Annotated in this window: 12 protein-coding genes; 7 read left to right on the forward strand and 5 right to left on the reverse strand. The window is 65.9% G+C overall.

Translation table 11 applies throughout. The annotated features are described in order from the left end of the window. Nucleotides 1–4: 4 nt before the first annotated feature. A complete protein-coding gene (locus NMQ09_RS14790; RefSeq protein ID WP_255191350.1) occupies nucleotides 5–1,177 on the reverse strand; it encodes an MFS transporter in 1,173 nt (390 codons plus the stop codon). 161 nt (nucleotides 1,178–1,338) lie between these two features. On the opposite strand from NMQ09_RS14790, the gene NMQ09_RS14795 reads away from it, so the two are divergent. After that, nucleotides 1,339–2,745, forward strand: coding sequence for a geranylgeranyl reductase family protein (locus tag NMQ09_RS14795; protein WP_255191351.1), 1,407 nt, complete (start codon nucleotides 1,339–1,341; stop codon nucleotides 2,743–2,745). 99 nt (nucleotides 2,746–2,844) lie between these two features. Here NMQ09_RS14795 and NMQ09_RS14800 read toward each other — a convergent pair whose 3' ends face one another. Both NMQ09_RS14800 and hemE read right to left on the reverse strand, forming a co-directional pair. Then, entirely contained in the window at nucleotides 2,845–3,516 is a 672-nt protein-coding gene (locus tag NMQ09_RS14800; RefSeq protein ID WP_255191352.1) for a DUF7344 domain-containing protein, read from the reverse strand. Nucleotides 3,517–3,689: 173 nt separating this feature from the next. After that, nucleotides 3,690–4,700 (reverse strand): uroporphyrinogen decarboxylase, encoded by a 1,011-nt coding sequence (gene hemE / locus NMQ09_RS14805; protein WP_255191353.1) that lies wholly within the window; start codon nucleotides 4,698–4,700, stop codon nucleotides 3,690–3,692. A gap of 242 nt (nucleotides 4,701–4,942) precedes the next feature. Here hemE and NMQ09_RS14810 point away from each other — a divergent pair, with 242 nt between their 5' ends. After that, nucleotides 4,943–8,395 (forward strand): MMPL family transporter, encoded by a 3,453-nt coding sequence (locus tag NMQ09_RS14810; RefSeq protein WP_255191354.1) that lies wholly within the window; start codon nucleotides 4,943–4,945, stop codon nucleotides 8,393–8,395. An 81-nt stretch (nucleotides 8,396–8,476) separates the two neighbouring features. Next, complete coding sequence (locus NMQ09_RS14815; protein ID WP_255191355.1) at nucleotides 8,477–8,902, forward strand: universal stress protein; 426 nt, start codon at nucleotides 8,477–8,479, stop codon at nucleotides 8,900–8,902. Nucleotides 8,903–8,931: 29 nt separating this feature from the next. Here the strand turns inward: NMQ09_RS14815 and NMQ09_RS14820 are convergent, their stop codons facing one another. Then, a complete protein-coding gene (locus tag NMQ09_RS14820; RefSeq protein WP_255191356.1) occupies nucleotides 8,932–9,495 on the reverse strand; it encodes a thioredoxin family protein in 564 nt (187 codons plus the stop codon). A 117-nt stretch (nucleotides 9,496–9,612) separates the two neighbouring features. Between NMQ09_RS14820 and NMQ09_RS14825 the strand changes: the two genes are divergently transcribed. The 4 genes from NMQ09_RS14825 (at nucleotide 9,613) to NMQ09_RS14840 (ending at nucleotide 13,376) form a co-directional block, all read left to right on the forward strand. Next, complete coding sequence (locus NMQ09_RS14825) at nucleotides 9,613–10,293, forward strand: hypothetical protein (protein ID WP_255191357.1); 681 nt, start codon at nucleotides 9,613–9,615, stop codon at nucleotides 10,291–10,293. Nucleotides 10,294–10,428: 135 nt separating this feature from the next. Next, nucleotides 10,429–10,914 carry an Lrp/AsnC family transcriptional regulator gene (locus tag NMQ09_RS14830; protein WP_255191358.1) on the forward strand — a complete coding sequence of 162 codons (486 nt, stop codon included), beginning with the start codon at nucleotides 10,429–10,431 and terminating at the stop codon, nucleotides 10,912–10,914. Next, nucleotides 10,911–12,071 (forward strand): aminotransferase class I/II-fold pyridoxal phosphate-dependent enzyme, encoded by a 1,161-nt coding sequence (locus NMQ09_RS14835; protein WP_255191359.1) that lies wholly within the window; start codon nucleotides 10,911–10,913, stop codon nucleotides 12,069–12,071. Before NMQ09_RS14830 ends, NMQ09_RS14835 begins: the two co-directional genes overlap by 4 nt. Before the next feature lie 207 nt (nucleotides 12,072–12,278). Continuing rightward, nucleotides 12,279–13,376, forward strand: a complete 1,098-nt coding sequence (locus NMQ09_RS14840) for an AI-2E family transporter (protein WP_255191360.1) — start codon at nucleotides 12,279–12,281, stop codon at nucleotides 13,374–13,376. Between the two features lie 68 nt (nucleotides 13,377–13,444). Here NMQ09_RS14840 and NMQ09_RS14845 read toward each other — a convergent pair whose 3' ends face one another. Then, a complete protein-coding gene (locus NMQ09_RS14845) occupies nucleotides 13,445–14,593 on the reverse strand; it encodes an NAD(P)/FAD-dependent oxidoreductase (protein ID WP_255191361.1) in 1,149 nt (382 codons plus the stop codon). Nucleotides 14,594–14,617 lie beyond the last annotated feature (24 nt).

Genomic DNA, 14,617 nt, shown 5'->3' on the forward strand with positions numbered 1-14,617 from the left:
TCGATCAGTATCCCGTACTGAGTACTCGATTCAACACCAGTGCGAGAAACGAGGCCGAAAAGAGGACCGTCAGCGTTCCGAAGGCGGCGGCCCAGCCGAACAGGTCGGCAGTGAGGCCGACGCCGACCGAGCCGCTCGCGCCGAGGACGGTGTACACCGTTCGGACGAGGCCGAATCCGGTTCCTCGCTCTTCGACGGGGAGTGCGTCCATGAACCGTGGATCGATCGCCGAGAAGAAACTCGAACTGACGCCGATGAAGACGACGCCGACGGCCATCGTGAGGAGCCCCGGATTCAGGAGGAGCAGCGGCAGTCCGACGGCCCCGGCGAGCATCGAACCGGCGATCGCGGCGTCTCTCCCGTAGGCGTCGGAGGCGCGACCGAGAACGATCTGGCTGCCAGCTCTCACCAGGAAGAAGACGGAGAACGCGACGCCGGCTGCGGTCGCCGTGTAGTCGTGAAACGCGATCAGGAACGCGGGGAAAAACGAGAGCAATCCCTGGACGACGTACGTGCCAGCCGTCGCGATGAGGAGGGGAAACGCGATTTTCGGCCGGGAGACGAGCCCGACGAGTGCGCCGAGTTCCAGGCTCGCTCTTAACGGCTCGTCCGGCCGTCGGGGATCGGTCGGACGGACCCGCCAGAGAAACAGCGCGAAGACCGGGATGCCGACGATCGCGGTCGCCGCGATCGCGGGACGCCAGCCGTACCGCACGCCGATCCAGGCCGCGGCGACCGGCGCGATCAGGCCCGCCAGCGGCCCACCGATCGAGTGAACGCCGACGGCGGTCCCGAGCTCGTCGAACGTCCTCGACAGCAACGTCGTCGCGACCGCGTAGTGGAGCCCCGCGACGCCACCGAGGACGATTGCTGCCAGAACGAACACGCCGTAGGCCGGCGACAGCGCGAGCAGGAGGCTCATCACCGTCGTGCCGCCGACGGCGACCAGGATGATCAGCTTCTCGCCGTGGCGATCGGCGAGGAGCCCGCTCGGAAACTGCGCGAGACCGTACGCGAGCCACATCCCCGTCAGGGCGATACCCATCAGCGTGTTCGAAATCTCGAACTCCTCGGTGATGAACGGGACGACCGGACTGATCGCCAGCCGAGCGAAGTACGTGACGAAAAACGCGAGCATACAGAGGAGCAGAACCACGTGCCGGTACTGCCAGTTCATCTGAGACGTGTCTACGTGACCGACTCGAGCGAGCGCCTATGAGCCTGGCGTTTCCGGTGAGCCGCGCTCGTTCACCGGAGGGCGGGGGATCGAGGCGACGAATCCCGGCGGCAGCGTCGGGCAAGACAAACGTTTTCCCGTTCCGGTTAGCACACGGTGGTATGAGCCTTCAGGAGCAGTCTGCCGACGCCACGACGGCGGGGACGCAGTCGCCCGACGTGGTCGTCGTCGGCGCGGGAACCGCCGGCTGTTACGCCGCCGCGACGGTCGCTCGAGAGGGATACGACGTGGTCGTCCTCGAGCGAAAGACGGAGGAGGAAGCGGGACACATCGCCTGCGGCGACGCCCTGAAGGGGGCCGACGCCTTCCCGGACGTAATTCCCAAGTCACAACTCGAGCCGGCCTTCACGAACACCGACGTCGACCACGGCCGGTTCGAGATCCCACAGGAAGAGACGGTGCTCGAGATTCCGGTCCCCGGCGAACTCGCGGTCATCGACCGCTGGGAGTACGGCCGACGGATCATCGAGGGTGCGGGTAACGCCGGCGCCGACTTTCACTACGACACCGTCGTGCAGGACGTGCGCCAGGCCGACGACGGTCGGGTCACGGGCGTGACGGCGATTCGGAAGGGCGAACCGGTCACGTACGAGGCCGACGTCGTCGTCGACGGGGCGGGCTCGCTCTCGCTCTTGCAGGATAAGGTCGACTTCGCCGACTCGACGTTCGACACGAACGTCAACTACACCCACTTCTGTTCGGCCTACCGCGAGATCATCCACGTCGAGGAGCCGGTCGAGTGGTCGGACGCGCTCGTGTTCAAGCCGACCGAGCGAGCGGCGGGCTACCTCTGGTACTTCCCGCGCACGGAGACGGAGATCAACGCCGGCCTGGGCTTCCAGATGACCGAAGAGCCGATGAAGCTCGTCGAGGATCTGAAACGCGACCTGCGCGAGCGCCCCGAGTTCGCGGGCGCGCGCGTCGAGGACAAACTCGGCGCCGCCTTGCCGACGCGCCGACCCTACGATTCGGCCGTCCACCCGGGCTTCGTCGCGGTCGGCGACGCCGCCGGACACGTCAACCCCACTACCGGCGGCGGCATCGCGGGCGCCGCCTACGCCGGCAGCTACGCCGGCGAGCAGGTGATCGAGGCCCTCGAGACCGGCGATCCGAGCGAGGAAACCTTCTGGCGGTACAACGAGCGCGTGATGAACCACTACGGGGCTCGCTACGCCGCCCTCGACGTCTACAACATCCTCTCGACGGCGGTCGACGTCGACGACCTGATGGGGCTGCTCGCGGCGATGCCCGGCGACAAACTCGCCGAGGCGCTCTACTCGGGTAGTACCGACATCGGCCTCAAGCTCAAACTCGAGGCGCTGCTGAAGAGCCGCGGCCACTGGGGGACGATCTGGAACCTCTACCAGACGAAACGACGAGCCGACGAGATCCTCGCCCACTACGAGGCCTACCCCTCGAGCCCCACCGATCTGCCCGCCTGGCAAGCCGAGCGTGACCGGCTGATGGAGGCCGTCTACGAGACGACGGGCGCGGATCCGAAGTACTGAGACGCGCGAACCGACCGCGACTCGCGCCGCAGAACCCGGGCTGGACGCTTCGTTTCGCAGCCGCAGGGCCGAACGACCCGTGGCTCGACCGCGAGTCGATCACGCCGAGGCCAGAATCACCGTCACGGATTCGTCCGCCTCGAGGGTGGCATCCTCGAGCGCCTGGTGGCTGTTGAAGCTGACTCGTCCGACCTCGAGATCGTACTCGAGCAGGCCGGCGTCCTCGAGCGCTGGCAGATGGACGTGGTGGAGAGTCACGAGCACGTCCTCGACCTCCTGGTCGGGAACGTCTACGGGATCGACGTCGTACTCGCGGGCGGCGACAGTTCGCGCGAGCGTTCGACGGTCGATCGACGGCCCTTCCGCGGTGAGGATCGCGTACACGTCTCGCCGACGGCCGTTCGCGAGGGCGCGAAGCACGTCGTCCGGCGGGTCGGCCTCGAGGAGTCGGCCGATCGTGGCGTGACCGACGGTGGGGTGATCGGCCATCGTGACGCCGTCGTCGCGTCGTTCGACGAGTCGAGCCGCCTCCAGTTCCGGGAGGACGCGGTGACGAAGCGTAGCCAGTGCGCGTCGTCGGTCCTCGCGGGTCACGTCGCCGAGTTCGATGTCTCGTTCTCGTGCCGCGAGGTACGTCGCGAGTTCCCGCTCGTCGACTGGTGAGCTCTGAGCGCCGACGATGTCGATCACAAGCCGCCGTTGTTCGCTGGCGAGTGCCGTAAAGATCGTATTGGAGATTTCCTCACGGGTTTCGAGGTTGTGGACGGTCATCTATCCAGTGCTTACTCGAGAGGGTGCAAAAGCACACTCCCAAATCCGTTTGGGGCGAAAATCCTGACCGTCAGCCCCTGACGACGGACCGTGACGGTCGCGGATGGCCCCGATTCGACACACATCCCGTCGTCTGCTGGCGGTAATATCGTCTTACCGCAACAGATCCGCGTTCACGACCGCTCGACGCCTTTCGCCGTCTCGACGAACGCCCGGACGTTCTCGGGCGGCGTCGTCTTGTGAACCCCGTGGCCGAGGTTCAGGATGTGCCCCGTCGGGCCGGCCGCCTCGATAACCTCTCGCGTCCGCGCGCGGACGGTCTCCTCGTCGCCGAGCAGCACGGCCGGATCGAGGTTCCCCTGTACGGGGACGTTACCGAGTTCCGCCCGGGCGGCCGCCATGTCGACGGTCCAGTCGAGCGCGACCACGTCCGCGCCGCTGTCGGCGAGCAGCTCGAGTCGGCCGCCCATGTTCCGAGCGAAGATCAGCGTCGGGACGTCGACCGATTCGAGAATCCGCCGGTGCAGCGGAAGCAGGAACTCCCGGTAGTCTTCGGGACCGAGCAAGGCGGCGTAGGTGTCGAACAGCTTGACGACGTCCGCGCCGTGGGCGACCTGGTACTCGAGGAACTCGGCGACGACGTCGGCGAACTGCTCGAGCAGCGCCCGGAACGCCTCCGGGTGGGCCGCGCGCAGCTCTCGCAGGGCCATGAAACTCCGCGAGGGCTCGCCCTGGACGGTGTAGGCGGCGAGGGTGAACGGCCCGCCAGCGAAGCCCAGAACCGCTGCCCGGCCGTCGAGACGCTCCTGCAGGCGCTCGAGTAGCTCACCAACGTAGGGGAGTTCCTCGTCGACGGGTGTTCGGTCACGCTCGACGTCGTCGGGTCCCTCGACGGGGTTCTCGACGACGGGACCGACGCCGGGCTCGATGTGGTAGGAAAAGCCAAGCGGCTCGATGGCGGTGAGGATGTCCGAGTACATGACGACCCCGTCGGGTTCGAACCGCTCCCACGGCTGGAGGGTGATCCGTTCGGCGATGTCGGGCGTCGTGATCGCCTCGTAGAAACTGTGCTCGGCGCGGATTTCCCGGTACTCGGGCAGGTAGCGGCCGGCCTGACGCATCAGCCAGACTGGCGGCCGCTCCGTGCGTTCGCCCCGGGCGGCGCGCAGGAAGAGGTCTCTCATACCTCGGTTCCCCGCTCTCGACTCCAATAAGTCGGTCGTTTCGATTCGGAACAGCTGACAGAACGCGTGTCGTCTCGGCCGGCCTCGAGTTCAGAAGCTGAACCGTCGGACAAGGTTTTCCTTCGACGGGCCCGTAGCACGGTTTAGCTCCGTCCAGTTCCCGAACGATTTCGTGAACGTTCACGAGAGATATATGAGATTCGCTACTCGTTTCACCAGTCGGTGCGTCGGCGGAGGGTCGCGTGGGCGTCGCTGATCGAGCGATCGCGGCGATCACCCGACGAAGTCGCGCCGTGATCGTCGTCATGCTCGTCCTCTCGCTCGCGCTCGGGAGCGGCGTGACCGCCCTCGACCAGACGCCCGGACTCGACCAGTTCGAGACCGAAAGCGAGGAAGCCGACGCTCTCGACTACGTCGACGACAACTTCGGCACCGCGGACAACGAGACGACCGCACAGATCGTCGTTCGCGACGAGAACGCGCTGTCTCGAGACAGCTTGCTCGCGACGCTCGAGCTACAGCGGGACTTCCGTGAGAACGAGACGGTGAACGAGACGCTCGCCGACGAGGACGCCTTCTCCGATCTCTCCTCGATCGTCGCCTCGACCGCGATCCAGCAGGAGCTGGCGGACGACCTCGAGGAACGCGGCGACGAACTCGAGGAGACGGCCGAGGAACTCGAAGAGCGGGGTGAGGAACTCGAGGAAGACAGACAGGAGCTCGAACAACGAGGCGAGGAGCTCGAAGAACGGGGCGAGGAACTCGAAGAACGAGGCGAGGAACTCGAGGAAGACAGACAGGAGCTCGAACAACGGAGCCAGCAACTCGAGGAGGATCAGGCGCTCCTCGAGCAGCGGAGCCAGGAACTCGAGGAAGACCAGCAGGAACTCGATGAGACGGCCGAGACGCTGACCGAACTCCTCCAGGAGACCCAGACCCTCCAGGAGGAGTACGAGGAACTGAACGCGACGTACGAGCAGGGACTGATCGAGGAAGAAGAGTACGAGGCGGAAGCCGCCGAGCTCGAGGCCGAGTTCGACGTGATCGAGGCCCAGGCCGAGGGAGCGCTCGACGACGAGGGGGCTGAAACCTTCCTCGAATTGATGGACGAGCTACGAGCCGCCGTCTCGACGCTCGCCGCCCTCGAACGAGGCGAACCAGTCGAGGAAGATCCCGAAGCACTCGAGGCGATCTACGGCGAGATCGAGGAGACGATCCTCGCAGACGAGATTCAGGGACTCGAAGCACGCGGCGAACAGCTCGAGGAAGACCAACAGGAGCTCGAAGCACGCGGCGAGCAACTCGAGGAGGACGCAGACGAACTCGAAGCACGCGGCGAACAACTCGAGGAGGACGCAGCAGAGCTCGATGAAGACGCCGAACAACTCGATGAAGACGCCGAACAACTCGAAGAACGGGGCGAACAACTCGAGGAGGACGCAGACGAACTCGAAGAGCGACGAGAGCAACTCGGAGACGAATTCGACGAACTCGAGGAGGGTATCGAAACGACGCTCGAAGAAGAGATCGAGAAACTCGAGGAAGCGGACGAGGACGAACTCGAGGACGCCATCGACGCGGTGCTTGGCGAGGACGCCGAAAACGGCGCGTTCGCCTTCGTTCCGTCGGACTTCGATCCGGGAGAGACGAGCACCGACGCGAGAACGATCTTCGTTACCCAGGAGATGCCGGTCGCGGACGCCGTGGAGGGTGAAGCGCCGGAAGAGATCGTCGAGAGTCAGCTCACGATGTCTGACCTCGTCGACGAGCGATTCGGCGACGACGGGTTCGTCTTCGGCGTCGGGATCATCACCGACGAGATCGATCGATCGCTCTTCGACAGCTTCGCGATCGTCCTCCCGCTCGCGTTGCTGTTCGTCGCGGTCGTCTTGACGATCGCCTACCGCGACCTCCTCGACATTCTCCTCGGGCTGTTCGGGATCGTCCTCGTACTCCTCTGGACGTTCGGCTTCATGGGCTGGTCCGGGATCGACTTCAATCAGATCATGATCGCCGTGCCGGTGTTACTCGTGGGACTGAGCATCGACTACGCGATCCACGTCTTCATGCGCCACCGCGAGCAACGCGGCGAATCCGACGACGGAACGCGTGGGACGCGCCCGGCGATGGCGATCGTCCTCGGCGGACTCGGCGTCGCGTTCCTCTGGGTCACCGCGACGGCCGTCATCGGCTTCCTCTCGAACCTCGTCAGCCCGGTCGCCCCGATCCGGGAGTTCGGCGTCGCGAGCGCCTTCGGGATCGCCTCGGCGTTCGCGATCTTCGCCGTGCTGGTCCCGGCGATGAAGGTGGCGCTCGACGACGTCCTCGAGCGTCGCGGGATCGATCGGCGAAAACGCGCGTTCGGCACCGGCGGGGGCCGGGTGAGTGGCGTCCTCTTGGGTGGACAGCGGGTCGCACGTCGCGCACCCTGGACGGTCGTCATCGTGGTCTTCTTCCTGACCACCGGTGGCGTCGCCGGGGCGACCCAGCTCGACACCTCCTTCGAACAGGAGGACTTCATCGCCGACGACCCGCCCGAGTGGATGGACTCGCTCCCCGAGCCGTTCGCACCCGGCGAGTACGCCGCCAAGGAGAACCTCGAGTTCGTCGACGAACGGTTCCTCCGGGGTGACACCCAGTCACAGGTACTCGTCCAGGGCGACGTGACGGCTGACGACACCCTCGAGCGGATCGACGAGGCCGAGTCGCTCGCCGCCGATGGGGACGCAACGGTGATTCTCGCCGACGGCAGCGCCGACGTCGACAGCCCCCTGTCGGTCATGGAGTCGGTCGCCGCCGAGAACGAGTCGTTCAACGAGACGTTCACTGACGCGGATACGACCGGCGACGACGTTCCCGACACCGACCTCGAGTCGGTGTACGATGCGCTGTACGAAGCAGACGAGGACGCGGCGGCGGACGTCGTCTATCGGGCGGACGACGAGTACGAGGCCCTCTTGCTGACGGTCTCGGTCCGCGGTGGCGCGAGCAGCGACCTCGTCGACGCGGAGACTCGCGACGTCGCCGCCGTCCTCGACGGGAACGGTCTCGAGGCCACGGCCACGGGACAGGTGATCGTCTTCGGCATCATCGAGGACGAACTGTTCCAGACCGTCCTCGAGAGCCTGCTCGTGACGCTCGTAGCCGTCTTCGCCTTCCTCATGCTCGCCTACCGCCGGTACCACGGGAGCGCGATCCTCGGCGCGATCACGCTCTTGCCGATCGTCCTCTCGGTGACGTGGATCCTCGGGACGATGTACCTGCTCGAGATCCCGTTCAACGTGATGACCGGCACGATCACCAGCCTCACGGTCGGGCTCGGGGTGGCGTACAACATCCACATGGCCGAACGGTACGTCCTCGAGCGTCGCCGCGGGCGGGACCTCTGGGAGGCGCTCTCCCGGAGCGTCACGGGAACCGGCGGGGCGTTGTTCGGCAGCGCCGCGACGACCGTCGGCGGCTTCGGCGTCCTCACGTTCGCCATCCTGCCGCCGCTCCAGCAGTTCGGCCTGATCACCGGACTGACGATCACCTACGCCTTCCTCGGGAGCGTCTTCGTCCTGCCGACGTTCCTCGTGCTGTGGACGCGCTACGTCGGCCCCCAGGGCGGTTTTTCGGCCGACCTCGCGACAGCCGACGACGCGACGGGACCGGCGTACGCGAACGGCTCCGGCCAGTCCGAAGAGCGCAGCTAGCACGAGTTCGATCGGATCGTCGCCCGACCATCACGAATGATTATGGAAGAAGTTATCGTCGTGCTGGGAGAGTATCGACCTATGGGTGAGGAGGTACTCGTCCCATACGACGGATCGGATCCGGCGACGGACGCGCTGACGTACGCACTGGAGCAGTTTCCGGAGGCGACGGTGACCGTCCTCCACGTCGTGACGCTCCCGGAGAGCTACTGGTCGGCGTTCGGCGGTCGAGAGGATCGAATTCCCGGCTACGAGGAGGCCGTCGATCGCGGGGAAGAACTGCTCGAGGAAGCGAGCCAGACGGCCGACGCGGCGAGCCGAGAGGTAAACACGGACCTCGAGACGGGCGAACCACACCGCGTGATCGTCGACCAGGCAGCCGAGGGCGGGTTCGACGCCGTCGTCATCGGCAGCCACGGCCGAACGGGCGTCGCTCGCGTCATGCTCGGCAGCGTCGCAGAGAAAGTCGTCCGGCGGGCACCGGTTCCGGTCGTCGTCGTTCGGTGAGCCGTCGAGCCGGGTGAAACCGGGCCGACCTATGCGTCCGTCCACTTGATCGAACAGCCTCGAGAGGGGACCCACTCGAGGTCGACGTCCTCGTCTGCGAGCACGGCGTCGATGGCCTCCCGAATGGGGAACTCGGTGGGTTCATCGTCCGGGTTCGGCGCGTCGTCGAGGCGCCCCTGGTAGACCAGGCGGAACTCCTCGTCGGCACGCTCGAACAGGAACGGATCCGGCGTACACTCCGCACCGTAGGCGGCGGCGACCGCCTGGGACTCATCACGGAGGTAGGCGTCGAAGGCGATCTCTCCCTCCTCGACGTACTCGACCATCTTCTCGAAGGCGTCTTCGGGGTACTCCTCGGCGTCGTTGGGATTGATCCCGACGACCGAGACGTCGTCGTACTCGGCGGCGAGTTCGTTCAGCAGGTCGAACTTCGCCTTCGCGTACGGGCAGTGGTTGCACGTGAACACCACGAGCAGCGCCTCGTCGTCGGCGAACGACTCGAGCGTGTACGGCTCCTCGTCGGTTCCGGGCAACTCGAAGTCGGGTGCGGCGTCGCCAGCCTCGAGTTCGGACTCGGACTCTTGCAGGACCATGTGCTCTCGATTCGGCAGGCGTCGGGTAAATACCTCCGGTCGCGGAACGTGCCGACCCGTTCGACTGTCGAGACAGTGCGTGGAACTATTATGTACCCGCCGCGACATCGAGAGCACATGAAGACGCTCGAGGTCACGGACGAGCAGTACGCGTTCATCCAGCAGCTCCGCGAAGAAATTTCGGCACAGGTCGTCGGCAGGTACGGCTACGTCCGCGAACGGGACGCCGTCCAGTTTCTGATCGACAACCTCGACGGGGACCTCGAACTCGACGTCGACGGGACAGGAGACGCCTCCGCGACCGACGACGTCGCCGCCTCCGTCGCGGCCGAACTCGACGACCGGGAGGCCATCGCGTTCGACGAAGGCGCAGCCGGCGTCGACGACGGGATCGGCGATGGTGCCGGAGACGACCTCGAGACTGAAGACGATGAGGATGTGACAGACGAAGACGAAGACGGGGCTGGAGACGGTGAGGACGCCACAGACGAGGCCGAGGACGAAGCTGGGGAGGCCGACGTAGACGACGGCGAAGACGAAGCTGGGGAGGACGACGCAGACGAAGCTGGGGAAGACGACGCAGACGAAGCTGGGGAAGACGACGCAGACGACGGCGACGGGTCGGCCTCGGACGACGACATGCTCAACCGGATGATGAACCTGCTCGATACGCACGACGACAAGTGGGAGGAGTCACCGTCGGCAGACTACCGATACCGCGTCACGCTCCCCGACGGAACGACCGAGGACGTCCAGACGAAAGACGACGTGCGCGCGCTCCTGTTCCAGCACTACTGATACCGACGGTCGTCGATCCGCTCGCCCCGTCCACGCGACCGAAGTTGTGGGACTCGGTCTTCGAAGACGACCGCTCGGCTCGCCAACATTGCACGTGAGGAAACCCTTTTACTCGCGCTCGCGCTGGGAAGCGATATGAGCCAACGCGAGGTGCTCGAGCTGCTTCGTGAGAACGCGCGGTACGACGTCGCGGACATCGCGCGAATGACCGGCCTCGACGCGGACGAGGTCGAAGCGACGATCGAGGAGCTCGAGTCGGCGGGCGTGATCCGGGGCTACCGGGCGGTCGTCGACTGGGACAAACTCGAACGCGAGCGCGTCCGCGCCGAGGTCGAGCTCAACGTCACGCTCGATCGGGAGACGAGCTACGGCGACATCGCGTCGCGCCTTGCGAAGTTCCCGGAGGTGAAGGCGTTGCGGCTCGTGAGCGGCGACTACGATTTCGACATGGAGGTCGAGGGCGACTCGATCAGGGAGGTGTCGCAGTTTATCAGCGAGAAGGTCGCGCCAGTACCCGAGATCACCCAGACGGTCACCCACTACGTGATGACCTCCTACAAGGAGAGCGGAATCGAATTCGGTGACGGCGACGACGACGACCGGCTCTCGATCTCGCCATGACGATCGAGCCCGCCAGGCGCGTCCAGGCGGTGCCACCGTCGGGCATCCGCAAGTTCTTCGAGATCGCCGAGGAGCGCGACGACGTCATCTCGCTGGGCGTCGGCGAACCCGACTTCTCGACGCCGTGGGCCGCCCGCGACGCCGCCATCGCCTCGCTCGAGCGCGGGCGAACCTCGTACACGGCAAACCGAGGGATGCGCGAACTGCGCGAGGCGATCGCCGCCTACAGCCGCGAGCGGTTCGACCTCGCGTACGACCCCGACGAGGAGATCATCGTCACGGCGGGCGCGAGCGAGGCGGTCGACCTCGCGTTCCGGGCGTTCGTGAACCCCGGCGACACGGTGGCGATCGCCCAGCCGGCGTATATCTCCTACGAGCCGGGCGTGCTCTTCGCCGGCGGCGAGGTCCTGCCCGTGGTCACCCGCGAGGAAGACGAGTTCCGGCTGACGGTCGACGCGCTCGAGACCGCCGGGGCGGCCGACGCCGACGTGCTCGTCATGTGTTACCCGAACAACCCGACGGGGGCCGTGATGACGCGTGCCGAGCTCGAGCCGATCGCCGAGTTCGCCGTTTCTCACGACCTCACCGTCTTTACCGACGAAATCTACGCCGAACTCACCTACGAGGGCGAGCACACGTCGATCGCGACGTTCGACGGGATGCGCGAGCGGACGGTCGTCTTCAACGGCTTCTCGAAGGCGTACGCGATGACCGGGTTGCGGCTGGGCTACGCGCTCGCGCCCGCTACCGCGATCGGCGCGATGAATCGCATCCACCAGTACGGGATGCTCAGCGCACCGACGACCGCCCAGTACGCCGCCCTCGAGGCACTCACCGCCTGTGACGACGACGTCGAGGAGATGGTGGCCCAGTACGACCGCCGTCGACGGTTCGTCCGCTCGAGATTTGAAGAGATCGGCATGCCCTGCTTCGAGGCTAGGGGCGCGTTCTACCTCTTCCCCGAGGTGCCGCCGAACTGGGCGGGGACGGCCGACGAGTTCGCCGAATCGCTGCTCCGCGAGCAGGGCGTCGCGGTCGTCCCCGGCGACGTCTTCGGCGAGGGCGGCGAGGGCCACCTCCGCGTCTCCTACGCGACCGGGCTCGAAGAGCTCCGCGAGGCGCTCCGGCGAATCGAGGCGTTCGTCGGCGAGCTGTGACACTCGAATAGCAGGCCGACTCGAGGCGCGTTCGGAGACCGTCGAGACGCTCGAACGACTGTTCCCGCTCGAGACGGTCTACCTGCGCGATGGGTTTTAGCGGACGTTGAAACTCCAGGTCTGCTTGAAATTCGCTGACACCGTCTCCCCGACAGAAACGTCTAGTACATTTATAAGTAACCAGTTTCAACAGAATGGTCAATTACAATGAATGAAAGGCGCGTACTCGTCGTCCTGTTTGGCCTCACCGTCGCCGCAGCGATCACCTTCGTCGCGTACCACTTCATCGCAGCACTCACTGTTTCGGTGTTCGTCTACTACTCTACGCGGCGGTTCCACAAGAGCCTCAGACGGTTCAAGCTCCCCGTGCGGACGCGGGCGGTACTCACGTTGTCGGCGCTCTCGATACCGCTTTTCGTCCTGCTCAGTTACACGGCCGTCCTCGTCGTCCTCGAGCTGCACGAGTTCAACGAACAGTACGCTGTCATCGAACTGGCCGCCCAGAACATCGGCTGGATCGACGACGGCGGCGAACTCCCCGAGTTAACTTTCGACGGACTCGCCGGCGCGTACTCCGCCGGAGAGTTCGACCCTCTCATCGGCTTCCTCGAGGATCACGCGTCGGCCGTCACGAGTATCACCACGTCGTTCGCGCTCAACCTCTTGGTCGTCGCCGTCGTCACCTACTACCTCCTGATCGACGGCGTACGGCTTCGCAACTGGCTCTTGCAGTTCGACGACGACGCGATCGTCCGTGAGTACTTAGAGACCGTCGACGCCGAACTCGAGGCCGTCCTCTTTGGCAACTTGCTGAACGTGATCATCATCTCGCTGGTCGCGATCGTCGCCTTCACGGGATACAACTTCGCAGTCCCGTCCAGTGCGGAGGTTCCGTACCCGGTGCTCGCCGGTGCGCTCACAGGTGTTGCGAGCCTGATCCCGGTCGTCGGAATGAAGATCATCTACGTGCCGCTGGCGGGAGCCGCCGCGTTCCCGATCGTCCTGTCGGGCGAGACGACGCTGCTCGTCTACATCGGCGCCTTCCTCGTGGTGGCGATCGTGATCGTCGATACGATCCCGGACCTGGTGCTCCGGCCGTACCTCAGCGGCGAGCGAACCCACGTCGGGCTGTTGATGCTCGCGTACATCCTCGGCCCGGTGGTCTTCGGCTTTTACGGGCTCTTTCTGGCGCCGATCTTGCTCGTGCTGGGGCTCACCTTCGCGGACACGGCACTCCCGCGGCTGCTGGGTGCCGAACCCGACGAAGGCACGCCCAGCGACCAGCTTCGGCTCACTGATTTCTGACGAACGCCCGCGTTCGTCGGTGCCCGGTTATCCTAACCGTTGAAACGAGTACTATACCCCGACCTGCCTCAAACGACGTTTTGCTCGACGTGGCGTTCGTCCGCCACAAACCGATCGCTCGAGAGTCCGTCGATATCGACGAGTGACGCCTCCCCGTCGAGGGCGAGTTCGGCGACGAGCCGGCCGGTAGCGGGGGCGTGCTGGAAGCCGTGGCCGGAGAAGCCGGCGGCCGTGATCAGGCCCGGGGCCGTCTCCTCGACGATCGGGTGATTGTCCGGCGTCACGGCGTAGAGGCCCGCCCAGCCGCGTTTGATCCCGGACTCGGGGCCGAAGTAGGTCGTCCAGTCGGCGGCGGCCTCGAGTGCCGACGCGGCCCAGTCGAAATCGAACGACGTCGAGTAGGCGTCGGGATCGTGGTCGGGGTCGACGTCGGCGAAGTGGCCACCGACGAGGGCGTCGCCGTCGCGTTCCGGCCGGAAGTACGAGCCACGCGCCATGTCGATCGCCAGCGGGTCTGACTCCGGCACCGACGTCTCGGGTTCGACGACGGCGAGCTGGCGGCGCCTGGGCGCGATGGGCAGGGAGACGTCGGCCATCGCCGCCACCTGCCGTGCCCACGGGCCGGCCGCGTTGACGACGACGTCGGCCTCGAGTCGCCCGGTCTCGGTCTCGACACCCGTCACCTGACCGCCGTCCTGACGGACGTCCGTCACGGCCGTCTTCGTCAGCACCGTCGCACCCGCCTCGGTGGCTGCCTGTGCGTACCCCTGTACGGCGAGGTGCGGGTCGGCGAAGCCGTCGGTCGGCGAGTAGGTCGCGCCGACGAACGCCTCCGGTCGGATCCCCGAACAGTACTCGAGCGCTTCCTCGGGCTCGAGGAACGTACTCGGGACCCCGCGGTCGGTCTGCATCGCGACGTTCTCGCGGAAGGTGTCGGCCATCGCTTCGGTCCGGGCGAGAAAGAGGTAGCCCGTCCGCCGGTACTCGATATCGATGCCAAAGCGGTCCTCGAACGTCTCCCAGACGCGCATGCTCTCGAGCGAGAGGTCAACGTTGACCGGCGTCGAGAACTGCGCGCGGATGCCGCCGACCGAGCGTTCGGTGCTCCCGCTGCCGATCGACCCCTTCTCACAGACGGTGACCGTCGCTCCTTCGTCAGCGAGAGCGTACGCACTCGCCAGCCCGACGATCCCGCCACCAACGATGACTGCGTGCATGAGTCTCACATTCGAAACGCGCTC

Source organism: Natronobeatus ordinarius, from assembly GCF_024362485.1.
In the GTDB taxonomy this organism is placed as follows: domain Archaea; phylum Halobacteriota; class Halobacteria; order Halobacteriales; family Natrialbaceae; genus Natronobeatus; species Natronobeatus ordinarius.